General features: G+C 70.9%; 11 protein-coding genes. 8 read left to right on the top strand and 3 right to left on the bottom strand.

From position 1 onward, the window contains the following. Positions 1-32: 32 nt before the first annotated feature. Complete coding sequence (locus ACFUJ1_RS20135) at positions 33-683, top strand: nucleoside/nucleotide kinase family protein (RefSeq protein WP_378647666.1); 651 nt, start codon at positions 33-35, stop codon at positions 681-683. Positions 684-749: 66 nt separating this feature from the next. Next, positions 750-1,259, top strand: a complete 510-nt coding sequence (locus ACFUJ1_RS20130) for a potassium channel family protein (RefSeq protein ID WP_378647664.1) — start codon at positions 750-752, stop codon at positions 1,257-1,259. Here the strand turns inward: ACFUJ1_RS20130 and pgi are convergent. After that, positions 1,228-2,868: a glucose-6-phosphate isomerase gene (gene pgi / locus ACFUJ1_RS20125; RefSeq protein ID WP_378647662.1), complete on the bottom strand. Its 1,641-nt coding sequence runs from the start codon at positions 2,866-2,868 to the stop codon at positions 1,228-1,230. The genes ACFUJ1_RS20130 and pgi overlap by 32 nt on opposite strands. Positions 2,869-2,944: 76 nt before the next feature. On the opposite strand from pgi, the gene ACFUJ1_RS20120 reads away from it, so the two are divergent. Then, positions 2,945-4,144, top strand: coding sequence for an NAD(P)/FAD-dependent oxidoreductase (locus tag ACFUJ1_RS20120; RefSeq protein WP_378647660.1), 1,200 nt, complete (start codon positions 2,945-2,947; stop codon positions 4,142-4,144). Between the two features lie 51 nt (positions 4,145-4,195). Further along, entirely contained in the window at positions 4,196-5,647 is a 1,452-nt protein-coding gene (locus tag ACFUJ1_RS20115; RefSeq protein ID WP_378647658.1) for an NAD-dependent succinate-semialdehyde dehydrogenase, read from the top strand. 183 nt (positions 5,648-5,830) lie between these two features. Here ACFUJ1_RS20115 and ACFUJ1_RS20110 read toward each other — a convergent pair whose 3' ends face one another. Beyond that, the gene (locus tag ACFUJ1_RS20110) at positions 5,831-6,148 is read right to left on the bottom strand and encodes a chorismate mutase (protein ID WP_233021020.1); all 318 of its coding nucleotides are present in this window, start codon (positions 6,146-6,148) and stop codon (positions 5,831-5,833) included. Between the two features lie 292 nt (positions 6,149-6,440). On the opposite strand from ACFUJ1_RS20110, the gene ACFUJ1_RS20105 reads away from it, so the two are divergent. After that, positions 6,441-9,002 (top strand): UvrD-helicase domain-containing protein, encoded by a 2,562-nt coding sequence (locus ACFUJ1_RS20105; RefSeq protein WP_378647655.1) that lies wholly within the window; start codon positions 6,441-6,443, stop codon positions 9,000-9,002. Between the two features lie 24 nt (positions 9,003-9,026). Here ACFUJ1_RS20105 and ACFUJ1_RS20100 read toward each other — a convergent pair whose 3' ends face one another. Beyond that, positions 9,027-10,247, bottom strand: coding sequence for a M23 family metallopeptidase (locus ACFUJ1_RS20100; protein WP_378647828.1), 1,221 nt, complete (start codon positions 10,245-10,247; stop codon positions 9,027-9,029). Between the two features lie 635 nt (positions 10,248-10,882). On the opposite strand from ACFUJ1_RS20100, the gene sucC reads away from it, so the two are divergent. The 3 genes from sucC (at position 10,883) to ACFUJ1_RS20085 (ending at position 14,307) form a co-directional block, all read left to right on the top strand. Further along, on the top strand, positions 10,883-12,049 hold the full coding sequence (sucC, locus tag ACFUJ1_RS20095; protein ID WP_378647653.1) for an ADP-forming succinate--CoA ligase subunit beta: 1,167 nt from the start codon (positions 10,883-10,885) through the stop codon (positions 12,047-12,049). 12 nt (positions 12,050-12,061) lie between these two features. Then, a complete protein-coding gene (sucD, locus tag ACFUJ1_RS20090; protein WP_067653234.1) occupies positions 12,062-12,976 on the top strand; it encodes a succinate--CoA ligase subunit alpha in 915 nt (304 codons plus the stop codon). A 176-nt stretch (positions 12,977-13,152) separates the two neighbouring features. Beyond that, positions 13,153-14,307 carry a DUF5336 domain-containing protein gene (locus ACFUJ1_RS20085; RefSeq protein WP_378647651.1) on the top strand — a complete coding sequence of 385 codons (1,155 nt, stop codon included), beginning with the start codon at positions 13,153-13,155 and terminating at the stop codon, positions 14,305-14,307. The last annotated feature ends 36 nt before the right edge of the window (positions 14,308-14,343 follow it).

Below are 14,343 nucleotides of genomic sequence, written 5' to 3'. Positions count from 1 at the left end.
CTGGTAGCCGAACCGGGTGTATACATCCTGCTATGACCGGGCCCCGGGGAATCTCGCACGATGGGTCGATCCCGGTGCTCGGTGAACTCGCCAGCCGAGTCCGGGCCCGCGCCGGAACGGGAGACCGCCGCTTCCTGCTCGGCATCACCGGCCCGCCGGGCACCGGCAAGTCCACCCTGGCCGAGGCGCTGCGCACCGCCCTCGCGCCGGACGCGGAGATCGCCCCGATGGACGGCTACCACCTGCCGAACGCCGTCCTGGACGAGCGCGGCGCGCGGGAGCGCAAGGGCGAGCCGGACACCTTCGACGTCGAGGGATTCGTGGCGAACCTCCGCGCACTGCGAAGCGAAACCCGAGTTCCCTGGCCGACCTTCGACCGCGCCAGGGACGAGCCGACACCGGCGGGCGTCACCTTCACGACCCAGCGCATCGCGCTGGTCGAAGGAAACTACCTGCTGACCTGGCCCGAGGTCCGCCCCCTCCTGGACGAGGTCTGGTACCTCGACGCCCCGCGCGACCTCCTCACCGAACGGTTGCTGGCGCGGCACCGCGCAGGCGGTCGCAGCGCTCAGGAGGCGCACCACAAGGTCGTCGCCAGCGACCTGCGCAACGCCGACCTGATCGCCCGCACCCGCCACCGCGCCGATCTCGTACTCCACGAGTTCCCGCGTGGTACCGGCTGATATCCAGCGCACGCCGCTGCGGCGCGGGTACCGCGATGGCTCCCGCAACGGACACATGATGAACCGATGCCCCCGCCCGACTCGCACCGCACCCGCCTGCTCCGCAACGGCATCGCGATCCTCTGCGCCCTGCTCGTCTACTACGGCATCCCGCTGAACCTGGACCTCGAGGACCGCATCATCGGCGTGCTCGTCTTCCTCGCGGGCCTGGCCGGACTGGCCCAGCTGATCGACCGGCACATCCGCCGCCTGACCGCGGCCCCGCAGCGGGCGGGCAGGCAGGTGGACGGCATTCTGCTGCTGCTCACGGTGACCATCGTCTTCTTCGCGCTCACCTACTACCTGCTGGCGACGAACGACCCCGGCCAGTTCGACGGGCTGGTGACGCGCACCGACGCGCTGTACTACACCATCGTCACGCTGGGCACCGTCGGCTTCGGCGACGTGCACGCCATCGGGCAGGCGGCGCGCATCGTCACCATGCTGCAGATCGTGTTCGACCTGGTGGTGGTCGGCATCCTGCTCGCCGTCGCCACCGGGGCGATCACCCGCGGGATGCGCGGTACCAGCGAATGAGGGCGTCGGTGGAGGAGTCGTCCTGCGGCTCGGGCTCCTCGGCAGCGGTGAGCAGCGGTTCGAGGGCGAGCGCCTGCTGCTTGCCCAGCTCGACGCCCCACTGGTCGAAGCTGTCGATGCCCCAGATGACGCCCTCCACGAACACGATGTGCTCGTACAGCGCGATCAGCTGACCCACCACCGACGGGGTGAGTCTGGGCGCGAGGATCGTGGTGGTCGGCCGATTGCCTGGCATGACCTTGTGCGGCACCAGCGCGGCGTCGGTGCCCTCGGCGGTGATCTCCTCGGCGGTCTTGCCGAAGGCGAGCACCTTGGTCTGCGCGAAGAGGTTGCTCATGAGCAGGTCGTGCATGCTGCCGGTGCCGTCCCTGGTCGGCAGGTCGTCGGTGGGGGTGGCGAAGCCGATGAAGTCGGCGGGGACCAGCCGGGTGCCCTGGTGCAGCAGCTGGTAGAAGGCGTGCTGGCCGTTGGTGCCCGGCTCGCCCCAGAAGATCTCGCCGGTGGAGGTGCGCACGGGGGTGCCGTCGGCGCGCACCGACTTGCCGTTCGACTCCATGGTGAGCTGCTGCAGGTAGGCGGGGAAACGGTCGAGGTCGTTCGAGTACGGCAGCACGGCACGGGATTCCGCGCCGAAGAAGTTCGAGTACCAGACGCCGAGCAGCCCGAGCAGCACCGGCGCGTTGGCCTCCGGCGGCGCGGTGGCGAAGTGCCGGTCCACGGCGTGCATCCCGGCGAGGAACTCGGCGAACCGCTCTTTCCCGACCGTCGCCATGACCGAGAGCCCGATGGCGGAGTCCACCGAGTAGCGCCCGCCGACCCAGTCCCAGAAGCCGAACATGTTCGCGGTGTCGATGCCGAACTCGGCGACCCGCTCGGCATTGGTGGAGACCGCGACGAAGTGCTTGGCCACCGCGTCCTCGCCGAGCGCGGCGGTGAGCCAGCGCCTGGCTGCGGTGGCGTTGGTGAGCGTCTCCAGGGTGGAGAAGGTCTTGGAGGCGATGACGAAGAGCGTGTGCGCCGGGTCGAGCCCGGTGAGCTTGGCGACCAGGTCGGCGGGGTCCACATTGGAGACGAAGCGGGCGTCCACACCGGCGTCGGCGTAGTGCCGCAGCGCCCGGTGCACCATGACCGGGCCCAGGTCGGAGCCGCCGATGCCGATGTTCACCACGGTGTGGATGCGCTCGCCGGAGGCGCCGCGCCACTCGCCGGAGCGCACCGCGTCGGTGAACTCGCCCATCCGGCGCAGTACGTCGTGCACCTCGGCGGTGGCGTCGGCGCCGTCGATGGTCAGCGGCTCCCCGGCGGGGGCGCGCAGGGCGATGTGCCCGACCGCGCGGTCCTCGCTGGTGTTGATGTGGTCGCCGCGGAACATGGCGTCCCGGTGCCCGGCGACATCCGCCTCGCGCGCCAGTTCGGTGAGCAGCGCGAGGGTTTCGCGGGTGACGCGGTGCTTGCTGTAGTCGATGCGCAGGTCGCCGACTCCGACGACGAGCTCGCGCCCGCGCTCCGGATCGTCGGCGAAGAATTCGCGTAGGTGGGTCCCCCCGACGCCCTCGTGGTGATCGTGCAGTTTCCGCCAGGCCGCCGACGCGGTGATGTCGCTGCTCACGCCCACCGACATTACAGCGGGCGGGCCGCGGTCACACGGATCGTTTCGACGCGGGGGGCGGGGGTAGGTCCGGGCGATGACGGCGACCAGACCCGAACGGCACTTCGACGTGGTGATCATCGGCGGCGGCAACGCGGGCATCAGCGCGGCCGCCCGGCTGATCCGGCTCGGGATCGAGGATGTCGCCGTCATCGAGCCGAACGCGGTGCACACCTACCGGCCGCTGCTGTCCTACGTCGGCGGCGGGCAGGCGAGCCTGACGCAGGCGGAGCGGACCCAGCGTTCGGTCACGCCCGCCGGAGCGAGCTGGATCCGCGACGCGGTGGTCGCGGTCGAGCCGTCGGCGCACCGGGTGCGCTGCGCGTCCGGTGCGGTCGTCGGCTATCGCGATCTCGTCGTTGCTCCCGGGCTGGTCCCCGACACCGACGCGCTGCCCGGCCTCGACGCGGCGCTCGACGCACCGGGCGTGACCAGCAACTATCTCGACCGGGCGGCGCGGACCTGGGAACTCGTGCGCACCCTCGAACCCGGGAGCCGGGTCGTCTTCACGGTGCCGAGAGCACCGGTGAGCTGCACCGGAACGACGATCAAGCCGCTGTTCCTCGCCGCGGCCCACTGGCGGCGCCGCGGAATCCTGGACACCATCGACCTCGCGCTGGTCGTCGACCGCCCGCACCTGATCGGCGTGCGGAAACTCGACGACGCGCTGCTGTCCCACCTGGCCGCCCTGAATGTCCGGGTGTGGCACGACACCACCGTCGTCGCCCTGCACCCCGATGACCGGGCGGTCACCGTCGGTGCGGAGGGGAGCGAGCATCGGCTGCCCTACGACCTCCTGCACCTGGTCCCCCCGTTCCGCGGCCCGCGGTGGATCGAGACCTCCGGGCTCGCCGACGCATCGCACGGGCTGGTCGACATCGATCCCGGGTCGCTGCGGCACCGCACCTTCGACGACGTCTGGTCGGCCGGCGACGCCGCCGCGGTCGCCACCGACCCGTCCGGCGGTGCCCTGCGCCGCCAGATCGCGGTGCTCGCCGACAATATCGTCGCCGCCCGCGCCGGGGACCCACTGCGCGAATACGACGGGTACACCGTGGCACCGATCGCCACCGACGCGCACCGGCTCATCGCCGCCGAGTTCGACCGGAGCGGCGCCATCTCCTCGGCACTGCCCTCGTTCCTCGACCCGCTCCGGCCCCGCCGCAGCGCCTGGGCCTTCGACCGCTACGTCCTGCCGCGCGTCTACTGGAACCTGCTGCTGCGCGGCAGGCTGTGAGCCCGGCCCGGACCACCCGGTAACCACGCACGCGGTAGTTAGGCTGGCGACATGGCCTCCGAACTCGAAGTTCTCGCATCCGTCCCGACCTCGCTGTGGATCGGCGGCCCGGCCGACCCGGTCGAGGGCGGCACCTTCGCCGTGCACAACCCGGCGACCGGCGACACCCTGCTCGAGATCGCCGACGCGGGCCCGCGCGACGCGGTCAAGGCGCTGGACGCCGCCGTCGCCGTGCAGGCCGAGTGGGCCGCGACCCCGTCCCGCGAGCGCGGCGAGATCCTGCGCGCCGTCTTCGAGGCGATCACCGCGCGCAGCGAGGAGTTCGCGCTGCTCATGACGCTGGAGATGGGCAAGGCGCTGCCGGAGAGCCGCAACGAGGTGCGCTACGGCGCCGAGTTCTTCCGCTGGTTCGCCGAGGAGGCGGTCCGGGTGCACGGCCGCTACCAGCACTCGCCGCTCGGCACCGGCCGGATCATCGTGCACAAGCAGCCGGTGGGGCCGTGTCTGGCCATCACCCCGTGGAACTTCCCGCTCGCCATGGGCACCCGCAAGATCGGCCCCGCGCTCGCGGCCGGCTGCACCATGCTGGTCAAGCCCGCCTCGGCGACCCCGCTCACCATGCTGCTGCTGGCCAAGCTGTGCAGCGAGGCGGGGCTGCCGGACGGCGTGCTCTCGGTGATCCCGTCCAGCCGCTCGGCCGCGGTCACCAAGCCGCTGCTGGAGGATTCCCGGCTGCGCAAGCTGACCTTCACCGGCTCCACCGAGGTGGGGCGGAAGCTGGTCGAGCAGGCCGCGCCGCTGCTCCTGCGCACCTCCATGGAGCTGGGCGGCAACGCCCCGTTCGTGGTCTTCGACGACGCCGACATCGACGCCGCGGTGCAGGGCGCCATGCTGGCCAAGCTGCGCAACGGCGGCGAGGCGTGCACCGCGGCCAACCGCTTCCACGTGCAGGCCGGAGTGGCGGAGGAGTTCACCGCCAAGTTCGCGAAGGCGATGGAGTCGGTGGTGCTCGGGCCCGGCACCGACCCGGAGACCACGCTCGGCCCGCTGGTCAGCGAGGACCAGCTGGACACGGTCTCGGAGCTGGTCGAGGACGCGGTCGCGAAGGGCGCGAAGGTCAGGATCGGCGGCGAGCGGCCGGATGGCGCCGGCTGGTACTACCCCGCGACGGTGCTCGCCGAGCTGCCCCCGGACGCCCGCATCCTGCGCGAGGAGGTCTTCGGACCGGTGGCGCCGGTGGTCACCTTCGAGACCGAGGAGGAGGGGCTGGCCGCCGCCAACGACACCGAATTCGGGCTGGTCGCCTACATCTACACCCGGGATCTCGAGCGCGCGCTGCGGATCGCGGAGGGGCTGGAGAGCGGCATGGTCGGGGTGAACCGCGGCGTGATCTCCGATACCGCCGCGCCGTTCGGCGGGGTCAAGTCCTCCGGGTTCGGGCGCGAGGGTGGCAGTGAGGGCATCGAGGAGTACCTCTCGACGAAGTACATCGCGCTCACCTGAGTTGAGAAATATGTGAAAGCCGCCCCGGATCCGAAGATCCGGGGCGGCTTTCACGAGGAGGGGTGGGAGCCGGTTGCGGCCGGGTTCAGCGCCGGGGGCGGTGGTGCTCGGTGGCTGGGCCGGTGCCGGGGGCAGCCGGTTGACGGCGCGGGTTACTCGCTCCGGCGGCCGGGTGGGCCGAGCTCAGTGGCCGAGGCGCCCGCGGCCGAGGCGGAGCAGCAGCATGGCGAGGGTGTGCCCCTCCTGCCCGAGCTCGCTGAAGCGCTCGAGCACCTTCATCTCCCTGCTGTGCACCAGGCGCGGGCCGCCGGAGGCCATCCGGGTCCGGCCGATCACCCGGGAGATCTCGCTGCGCCGTTTGATGGCGGCGAGGATTTCCGCGTCGAGCCGATCGATCTCCTTGCGGAGCGTCTCGATCTCGGCCTCGCTCTGCGGGAGCGCCGCGTCGGACCCGGGGGACGGCGCGGAATTCGACCCGGCGGTGGTGGCAGGGGTGCTCATCATTCATCTCCTCGTGTCAGAACGTGGATCGGTCGTCATCCCCTGGTCGTTACCGATCAGTTCTTTCACTCTGAAACAGACCTGGTGGACCTTGTATTCTCCCCCCGCACGGTCACACGTGGATCAGGATCCGCGGAAAGGGTGGCCTGCGGACAACCGGAACTCCGGGCTGCGGGTCGGGTTGCTGATCACGCGCCCAGTCTGCCATACCCGCTCCGGCGGGGCCGGTGTGTGGCGAGAGCCCCGGTCCGGGCTCGGTTCTGTCGGTGCGCGCCGGTAGCGTGGACGGGCAATGGACATCACGGTGGCGCAGAACGAAACGAACACGGATCGAACGGGTCCGGCCCCGGCGAAGCGGGTCGCGCTCACCGCGCAGGCCCCGCTCAGCCAGGACGAGCGCGAGCGGCTGCGCGTCGAGCGCGAGCGCAAGCGCGCGGACGAGGCCGAGCACCTGCTCGAGGGGCTGAACCCGCAGCAGCGCGCCGCCGTCGTGCACGCCGGGGCGCCGCTGCTCATCGTGGCGGGCGCGGGGTCGGGCAAGACCGCTGTGCTGACCCGCCGGATCGCCTACCTGCTCGCCGCCCGCGGCGCGCACACCGGGGAGATCCTGGCCATCACCTTCACCAACAAGGCCGCCGCCGAGATGCGCGAGCGGGTGGCCGGGCTGGTCGGGCCGCGCGCGCAGAGCATGTGGGTCTCCACGTTCCACTCCAGCTGCGTGCGGATCCTGCGCATGCAGGCCGCGCTGCTGCCCGGCATGAACTCCAACTTCTCCATCTACGACGCGGACGATTCGCGGCGGCTGCTCACCATGATCAGCCGGGACATGGAGATCGACGTCAAGAAGTACTCGGCCCGGTTGCTCGCCACCGCGATCTCCAACCTGAAGAACGAGCTGATCGGCCCGGCGCAGGCGGTGGCGGACGCGGAGTCCGACGAGTCCGAGCTGCCCACCCTGGTCGCCAAGGTCTACACCGAGTACCAGCGCAGGCTGCGCGGGGCGAACGCGCTCGACTTCGACGACCTGATCGGCGAGACGGTCGCGATCCTGCGGAACCACCCCGAGGTGGCCGAGTACTACCGCCGCCGCTTCCGGCACGTCCTGGTCGACGAGTACCAGGACACCAACCACGCGCAGTACGTGCTGATCCGCGAGCTGGTCGGGCACGCGACCGGCGCGCCGGAGCAGGGGGCCGACGGCCGCGAGCTGCACAGCGAGGTGCCGCCGAGCGAGCTCTGCGTGGTCGGCGACGCGGACCAGTCCATCTACGCCTTCCGCGGCGCGACGATCCGCAATATCGAGGAGTTCGAGCGCGACTTCCCGGACGCGGAGACCATCCTGCTGGAGCAGAACTACCGCTCCACCCAGCACATCCTCTCCGCCGCGAACGCGGTGATCGCGCGCAACGAGAACCGGCGCGAGAAGCGGCTGTGGACCGATTCCGGCGAGGGCGACCTGATCGTCGGCTACGTCGCGGACAACGAGCACGACGAGGCATCCTTCGTCGCCAAGGAGATCGATCGGCTGGTCGACGCGGGTGACGCCAACTACGGCGACGTCGCGGTCTTCTACCGCACCAACAACAACTCGCGCGCCCTGGAGGAGATCTTCATCCGGATGGGGCTGCCGTACAAGGTGGTCGGCGGCGTCCGGTTCTACGAGCGCAAGGAGGTGCGCGACATCGTGGCCTACCTCCGGGTGCTGGCGAACCCGGAGGACGCGGTGAGCATGCGCCGCATCCTGAACACCCCGCGCCGTGGCATCGGCGACCGGGCGGAGGCCTGCGTCGCGGTGCACGCCGAGCAGCGCGACCTCGGCTTCGGGGCGGCGCTGCGGGACGCGGCGGAGGGCAAGGTCGCGCTGCTGAACACCAGGGCGCAGCGCGCTATCGCCGGTTTCCTCGACCTGCTGGACGAGGTGCGCGCGCTCGGCGCCCAGCCGGACGCCGCCTACTTCGACGTCGGCACCGTGGTCGACGCGGTGCTCGACCGCACCGGCTACCGCGCCGAACTGGCGGCGTCGGACGACCCGCAGGACGGCGCCCGGCTGGACAATCTGAACGAGCTCGTCAGCGTGGCGCGGGAATTCAGCTCCGAGGCGCACAACAACGCCGAGGCGGCGGCCACCGAGGGGCTGGTGCCGGAGGCCGAGGAGGGCGAACCCGACCCGGGCTCGCTGGCCGCCTTCCTGGAGCGGGTCTCGCTGGTCGCCGACACCGACCAGATCCCGGACGAGGGCACCGGCGTGGTCACCATGATGACGCTGCACACCGCGAAGGGGCTGGAGTTCCCCGTTGTCTTCGTGACCGGCTGGGAGGACGGGCAGTTCCCGCACATGCGGGCGCTCGGCGATCCGACCGAGCTGGCGGAGGAGCGCCGGCTGGCGTACGTCGGCATCACCAGGGCCAGGCAGCGGCTCTACCTCTCCCGCGCGGTGGTGCGCTCCGGCTGGGGCCAACCGGTGAGCAACCCGGAATCCCGCTTCCTCCAGGAGATCCCGCAGCACCTCATCGACTGGCAGCGGCTGGAGCCGGTGAGCCAGGTCGCGGGGCGCGGCCGCAGGCGCGGCGACGACGAGGGCATGGCCAGGGATTGGACCCGCGGCAGTGGCTGGGACGAGCGCCCCGGCGTGCGCGGCGGGCCGCGCAGGCCCGCACCGGGCGGCGGGGTCAAGCGGAACAACACCGACCTGGTGCTTGCGGTGGGCGATCGGGTGACCGACGACAAGTACGGCCTCGGCCGGGTGGTCGCCGCCGACGGCGTCGGGCCGCTGGCGACGGTGACCATCGATTTCGGCACCGCGGGCACCATCCGCCTCATCCCGCAGTTCAGCCGGTCACTGATGAAGCTCTGACCGGCTCGGGATCGGCGCGGTTGCTCAGTCGCCCATCTGGCCGAGGCTGATGCCGCGGGTGGCCAGCCAGGGCTGCGGGTCGATCTTGTTCGAGCCGTTCAGCCAGACCTCGAAGTGGCAGTGCGGGCCGGTGGAGAAGCCGCGGTTGCCCATAGTCGCGATCTGATCGCCCGCCAGCACCCGCTCGCCCTGCGACACCGTCGCGGTGTCGATGTGGCCGTACACGGTGACGGTGCCGTCGTCGTGCAGCAGCCGGACCCACATGCCGAAGCCGGAGGCGGGCCCGGACTCCAGCACGGTGCCGTCGGCGACCGCGTAGATCGGGGTGCCGATCGGCCCGGCGATATCGAGGCCGAGGTGCTGCACGCCCCAGCGGGCGCCGTAGCCGGAGGTGTAGGTGCCGGAGGTGAACTTGGCGAAGAGCGGCCGGAACTTGGCGGATTCGGCCGCTGCCAGATCCTCCGCGTACCTGGCGCCCTTCTGCAGGATGTCGCTGAACTGGTCGAGCCCGGTTGGCGCGGAGATGTTCAGCATCTGCGGCGATTCCGGCGAGGCGGTGGTCGGGTCGGCGACGCTCATCGACTGCGCGGCGATCTCGTGCACCTGCCCGGCGGCCTCGTAGTCGACGGCCTGCGCGGACTGACCGGGGGCGGCCAGCGCGGCCTGACCGGCGGCGACGACAGCGCCCGCGGCGACGGCGACGACAGCGGCCCTGCCCTTGAGCGATCCGGGAGGGGCGGGCAGGCGGTGTGCGCCGGTGCCGGCCTTGTGACCCGCGCGCGAGCCGATGTAGCGCGGCCGCGGCCCCGCCTCCTCGGCCGGTTCCTCGGGCTCGGCGTCCCAGCGCTCGTCCGGGCTCCAGGTCTGCTCGGGGCTCCACTGCGGCTCGGGGTTCCACGCCTGGTCGGCGCCCCAGCTCGGCTCGTCGTAGCCGCCGTCCCAGTTGCGCTCGGAATCCCAGGCGGCGCCCTCGTGCCACTCCTGGGTGGCGGGCTGCTCACCCCATGCGGCGTCGGCGTTCCAGGTGGGAGCGTCGTTCCAGTTCTGCTCGGCGTTCCATGCCTGCTCGGCGCCCCACGCGGGAGCGGCGGGCGCACCGTCGTTCCAGGCACCGCCCCGGCTCGCGTCGTGATCGCGGGAGCCGGCCTGGCGGCCGTCGGTGGCCTGCCAGTGGCCGGGCGTGCCGTCGTGCGGCAGGCAGTGGCCGGTTCGGTCGTCGGGGGCGGCGGGCCGGAAGGGGAGCACGGCTGCCGTCGGCTCGGCGTCCCGGTAGCGGTGCAGCGAGCCGACCTGACGGCGGCGGGTGCCCGCGAAGGCGTCGAACGAGAGCGCGTCGGTCATCGGACGGACCGACCGGAGGTGAGGAGAAGCATCGAGGTGTAAATCGTCCTGGTACCGGGCACCCGGTCATTGAGAGAGCGGCAGTGCACCTGCGGAGTGGTGTGCTGTGACAAGCTTGCCGTCCTCCTCGTGACCTGGCACGTGTCGTGACCTTGCTGTGACATCGACCGCATAACGGTAACGAAATGACTACAAGGCTTCAAGTGCTCGGCTCATTCTGTCCAAGCATGTGAGATTGATCACCGCACGGGACGGTAACGACGCACAGCCCGCCGGGCACCGGTGTGAGGGTACGCGAGCCGTCGGTGTCGCGCTCGCGCTGCTCCCCACCCTCCCGTGGCTCTACCTGCCTACCTACTCGCCGGTAGCGTTGACCGGGGGTTTTGCCGCTCCGGCCGCGCCCCCGTGACCTGCGCCACTCGAGTGGTACGCGGTCGATTCCCGCTCCGCGCGGCTGATTAGAGTCCGAGCCGACCCGCTTGCGACGTCGGGCCCCAACAAAGACGTTGTCATCACAACGCAGACGAGACGGTGAGTACATGGATCTCTTCGAATATCAGGCGAAGGAGCTCTTCGTTAAGCACGGAGTGCCTTCGTCGGAGGGCCGCGTCACGGACACGGCCGAGGACGCGCGCGCCATCGCCGAGGAAATCGGCAAGCCGGTGATGATCAAGTCCCAGGTGAAGGTCGGCGGCCGCGGCAAGGCCGGTGGCGTCAAGTACGCCGCCACCCCGGACGACGCGTTCACCCACGCGACGAACATCCTCGGCCTCGACATCAAGGGCCACATCACCAAGAAGGTCCTGGTCGCGGAGGCGAAGGACATCGCGGAGGAGTACTACATCTCCTTCCTGCTGGACCGCGCCAACCGCAACTACCTCGCCATGTGCTCGGTCGAGGGCGGCGTCGAGATCGAAGAGGTCGCCGAGACCAAGCCGGACCGGCTGGCCCGGATCTCCGTCGACGCCGTCAAGGGCGTCGACCTGGCCTTCGCGCGCTCCATCGCCGAGCAGGGCCACCTGCCCGCCGAGGTGCTCGACGCCGCGGCCGTGACCATCCAGAAGCTGTGGGAGGTCTTCGTCGCCGAGGACGCCACCCTGGTCGAGGTCAACCCGCTGGTCCGCACCCCGCAGGACGAGATCCTGGCGCTGGACGGCAAGGTCACCCTGGACGAGAACGCCTCGTTCCGGCACGCCGACCACGACGCCTTCGCCGATCGTGACGCCACCGATCCGCTGGAGCTCAAGGCCAAGGAGAACGACCTCAACTACGTCAAGCTGGACGGCGAGGTCGGGATCATCGGCAACGGCGCGGGGCTGGTCATGTCCACCCTCGACGTGGTGGCCTACGCGGGCGAGGCGCACAACGGCGTCAAGCCTGCCAACTTCCTCGACATCGGTGGCGGTGCCTCGGCCGAGGTGATGGCGGCCGGGCTCGACGTCATCCTGGGCGACTCGCAGGTCAAGAGCGTGTTCGTCAACGTGTTCGGTGGCATCACCGCCTGTGACGCCGTGGCCAACGGCATCGTCAAGGCGCTGGAGATCCTGGGCGACGCGGCCACCAAGCCGCTGGTGGTCCGGCTCGACGGCAACCGCGTGGACGAGGGTCGCGAGATCCTCGCCGCTGCCGCGCACCCGCTGGTGACGCTGGCGCAGACAATGGACGAAGGCGCCGACAAGGCGGCCGAACTGGCCGCGGCCAAGTAAGGAATAACGGCAATGTCTATCTTCCTGAACAAGGACTCCAAGGTCATCGTCCAGGGCATCACCGGCGGCGAGGGCACCAAGCACACCGCGCTGATGCTGAAGGCGGGCACCCAGGTCGTCGGCGGCGTCAACGCCCGCAAGGCCGGTACCACCGTCGCGCACGTCGCCAAGGACGGCAGCGACGTCGAGCTGCCGGTGTTCGGCTCGGTGGCCGAGGCCATCGAGAAGACCGGCGCCGACGTGTCGATCGCCTTCGTCCCGCCGAAGTTCGCCAAGGACGCCATCATCGAGGCCATCGACGCGGAGATCCCGCTGCTCGTGGTCATCACCGAGGGCATCCCGGTGCAGGACACCGCGTACGCGTGGGCCTACAACCTGGAGAAGGGCAACAAGACCAGGATCATCGGCCCGAACTGCCCCGGCATCATCACCCCCGGCGAGTCGCTGGTCGGCATCACCCCAGCCAACATCTCCGGCAAGGGCCCGATCGGCCTGGTCTCCAAGTCCGGCACGCTGACCTACCAGATGATGTACGAGCTGCGCGATTTCGGCTTCTCGACCTCCATCGGCATCGGCGGCGACCCGGTCATCGGCACCACCCACATCGACGCCATCGAGGCGTTCGAGAAGGACCCGGAGACCGAGCTCATCGTGATGATCGGCGAGATCGGCGGCGACGCCGAGGAGCGCGCCGCGGCCTTCATCAAGGCCAACGTCACCAAGCCGGTCGTCGGCTACGTCGCGGGCTTCACCGCCCCCGAGGGCAAGACCATGGGCCACGCGGGCGCCATCGTCTCCGGCTCCTCCGGCACCGCGGCGGCCAAGAAGGAAGCGCTGGAGGCCGCGGGCGTGAAGGTCGGCAAGACGCCGTCCGAGACCGCCGCGCTGGCCCGCGAAATCCTGGAGAAGGCGGCTGTGACGGCCTGATCCACACCGGGTGCCATCGAGGGCCGTCTCCCCCGCGGGGAGACGGCCTTCGCTGTTCTCGGCTGGTGATGACCCGAGGTGTGGGTTGCAGTAGCGTCGGGGGTAATCACCCGTCGAAAGCCGTGCACGACTCGACCGGCCCGCGCCGCTCGACCCATCGACAAGGAGACGACGACATGTCCTACCCGACCGGGGGCTCCGGGTATAACAACCCCGTCCCGCCCTCCGCCACTCCGAGCACCGGGCAGCAGGCGGGTACGCCGAGCACCGGCGCCGGCGCGACCGGCGCGGCCACCAGCACCTCGGCGACCGGCGTTGCGGGCAAGGGGCTGCCCTTCCTGCTGACGGTGGGTGTCGCGGCGCTCGGCGTGCTGAACTTCCTGCTCGGCTTCCTGCCGTTCCTGACCACCGCCCCGGTGAGCTTCGGCGACACCTCGATCGAGTCGGACGTGTCGAACAGCCTGTTCGACACCGCGTTCGGGGCGGCGATCCTCGGCTTCGCGCTCTTCGCCGGGCTGCTCGCGGCCTTCTCCCTGCTGCCGAAGCAGGCCTGGCTGCCGCCTGCCGCCGCCGCCGCGGTGGTGGCGTTCTTCGCGCTGCTCTTCGTCTCGTTCAACCTGGGCGAGGGGCTGGAGCTGAAGTGGGGCGCCTGGGTGATCCTGGTGCTGCTCTTCGTGCAGGCCGCCATCGCGGTCGCCGCGGTGCTCTTCGAGCTCGGCATCATCAAGCCGCCCGCGCCGCGTCCGGCCGCTCCGGCGCAGCAGAACTTCGGCCAGCAGAACTTCGGGCAGCAGGGCGCCTACGGTCAGCAGGGCGCGTACGGCCAGCAGGGTCAGCAGGCGGGGTACGGCCAGCAGGGCGGCTACGGGCAGCAGGGCCAGCAGGCCGGGTTCGGGCAGCAGGGCAGCCCGTCCACCCAGGCATTCGGCCAGCAGAGCGGGGCGCAGTACCCGGTCCAGCAGCAGCAGCCGTACGGGCAGAGCCAGCCGAGCCAGCCCGCCTACGGGCAGCAGCAGCAGCCCTACGGCCAGCAGTACGGCCAGCAGCAGCAGGGGTACGGCGCGCAGCAGGGCTCGTTCCCCGGTTCGGATCAGGCCACCCAGCACTTCGGCGGGCAGCAGCAGCCGCAGTACGGCGCCCAGGGCTACGGCCAGCCGCAGACCGGGCAGCAGCAGTCCGCTCAGCCGCAGGCCGGGCAGCAGAGCCAGCCCGCCCAGTCCGCCCAGCCGCAGAGCGGCCAGGCCCAGCCGCAGCCGTTCGGCGGGGAACAGGGCGCCGACCCGGCCGCCGAGGCCACCAGGGCCTTCCGCCCCTCGGACGACAACAAGTAGTAGCGCGGCCGCACCGGCCCCGGCGCGCCTGACGAT

Source organism: Nocardia sp. NPDC057227 (assembly GCF_042669725.1).
GTDB lineage: Bacteria > Actinomycetota > Actinomycetes > Mycobacteriales > Mycobacteriaceae > Nocardia > Nocardia asteroides_A.
This window is presented reverse-complemented; position numbering and strand designations above follow the sequence as displayed.

Bases quoted from the DNA above. Each gene is read 5' to 3' on its own strand.
- ACFUJ1_RS20135 (WP_378647666.1), top strand. From the start codon at position 33: ATGACCGGGCCCCGGGGAATCTCGCACGATGGGTCGATCCCGGTGCTC.
- ACFUJ1_RS20130 (WP_378647664.1), top strand. From the start codon at position 750: ATGCCCCCGCCCGACTCGCACCGCACCCGCCTGCTCCGCAACGGCATC.
- ACFUJ1_RS20120 (WP_378647660.1), top strand. From the start codon at position 2,945: ATGACGGCGACCAGACCCGAACGGCACTTCGACGTGGTGATCATCGGC.
- ACFUJ1_RS20115 (WP_378647658.1), top strand. From the start codon at position 4,196: ATGGCCTCCGAACTCGAAGTTCTCGCATCCGTCCCGACCTCGCTGTGG.
- ACFUJ1_RS20110 (WP_233021020.1), bottom strand. From the start codon at position 6,148: ATGAGCACCCCTGCCACCACCGCCGGGTCGAATTCCGCGCCGTCCCCC.
- ACFUJ1_RS20105 (WP_378647655.1), top strand. From the start codon at position 6,441: ATGGACATCACGGTGGCGCAGAACGAAACGAACACGGATCGAACGGGT.
- sucC (WP_378647653.1), top strand. From the start codon at position 10,883: ATGGATCTCTTCGAATATCAGGCGAAGGAGCTCTTCGTTAAGCACGGA.
- sucD (WP_067653234.1), top strand. From the start codon at position 12,062: ATGTCTATCTTCCTGAACAAGGACTCCAAGGTCATCGTCCAGGGCATC.
- ACFUJ1_RS20085 (WP_378647651.1), top strand. From the start codon at position 13,153: ATGTCCTACCCGACCGGGGGCTCCGGGTATAACAACCCCGTCCCGCCC.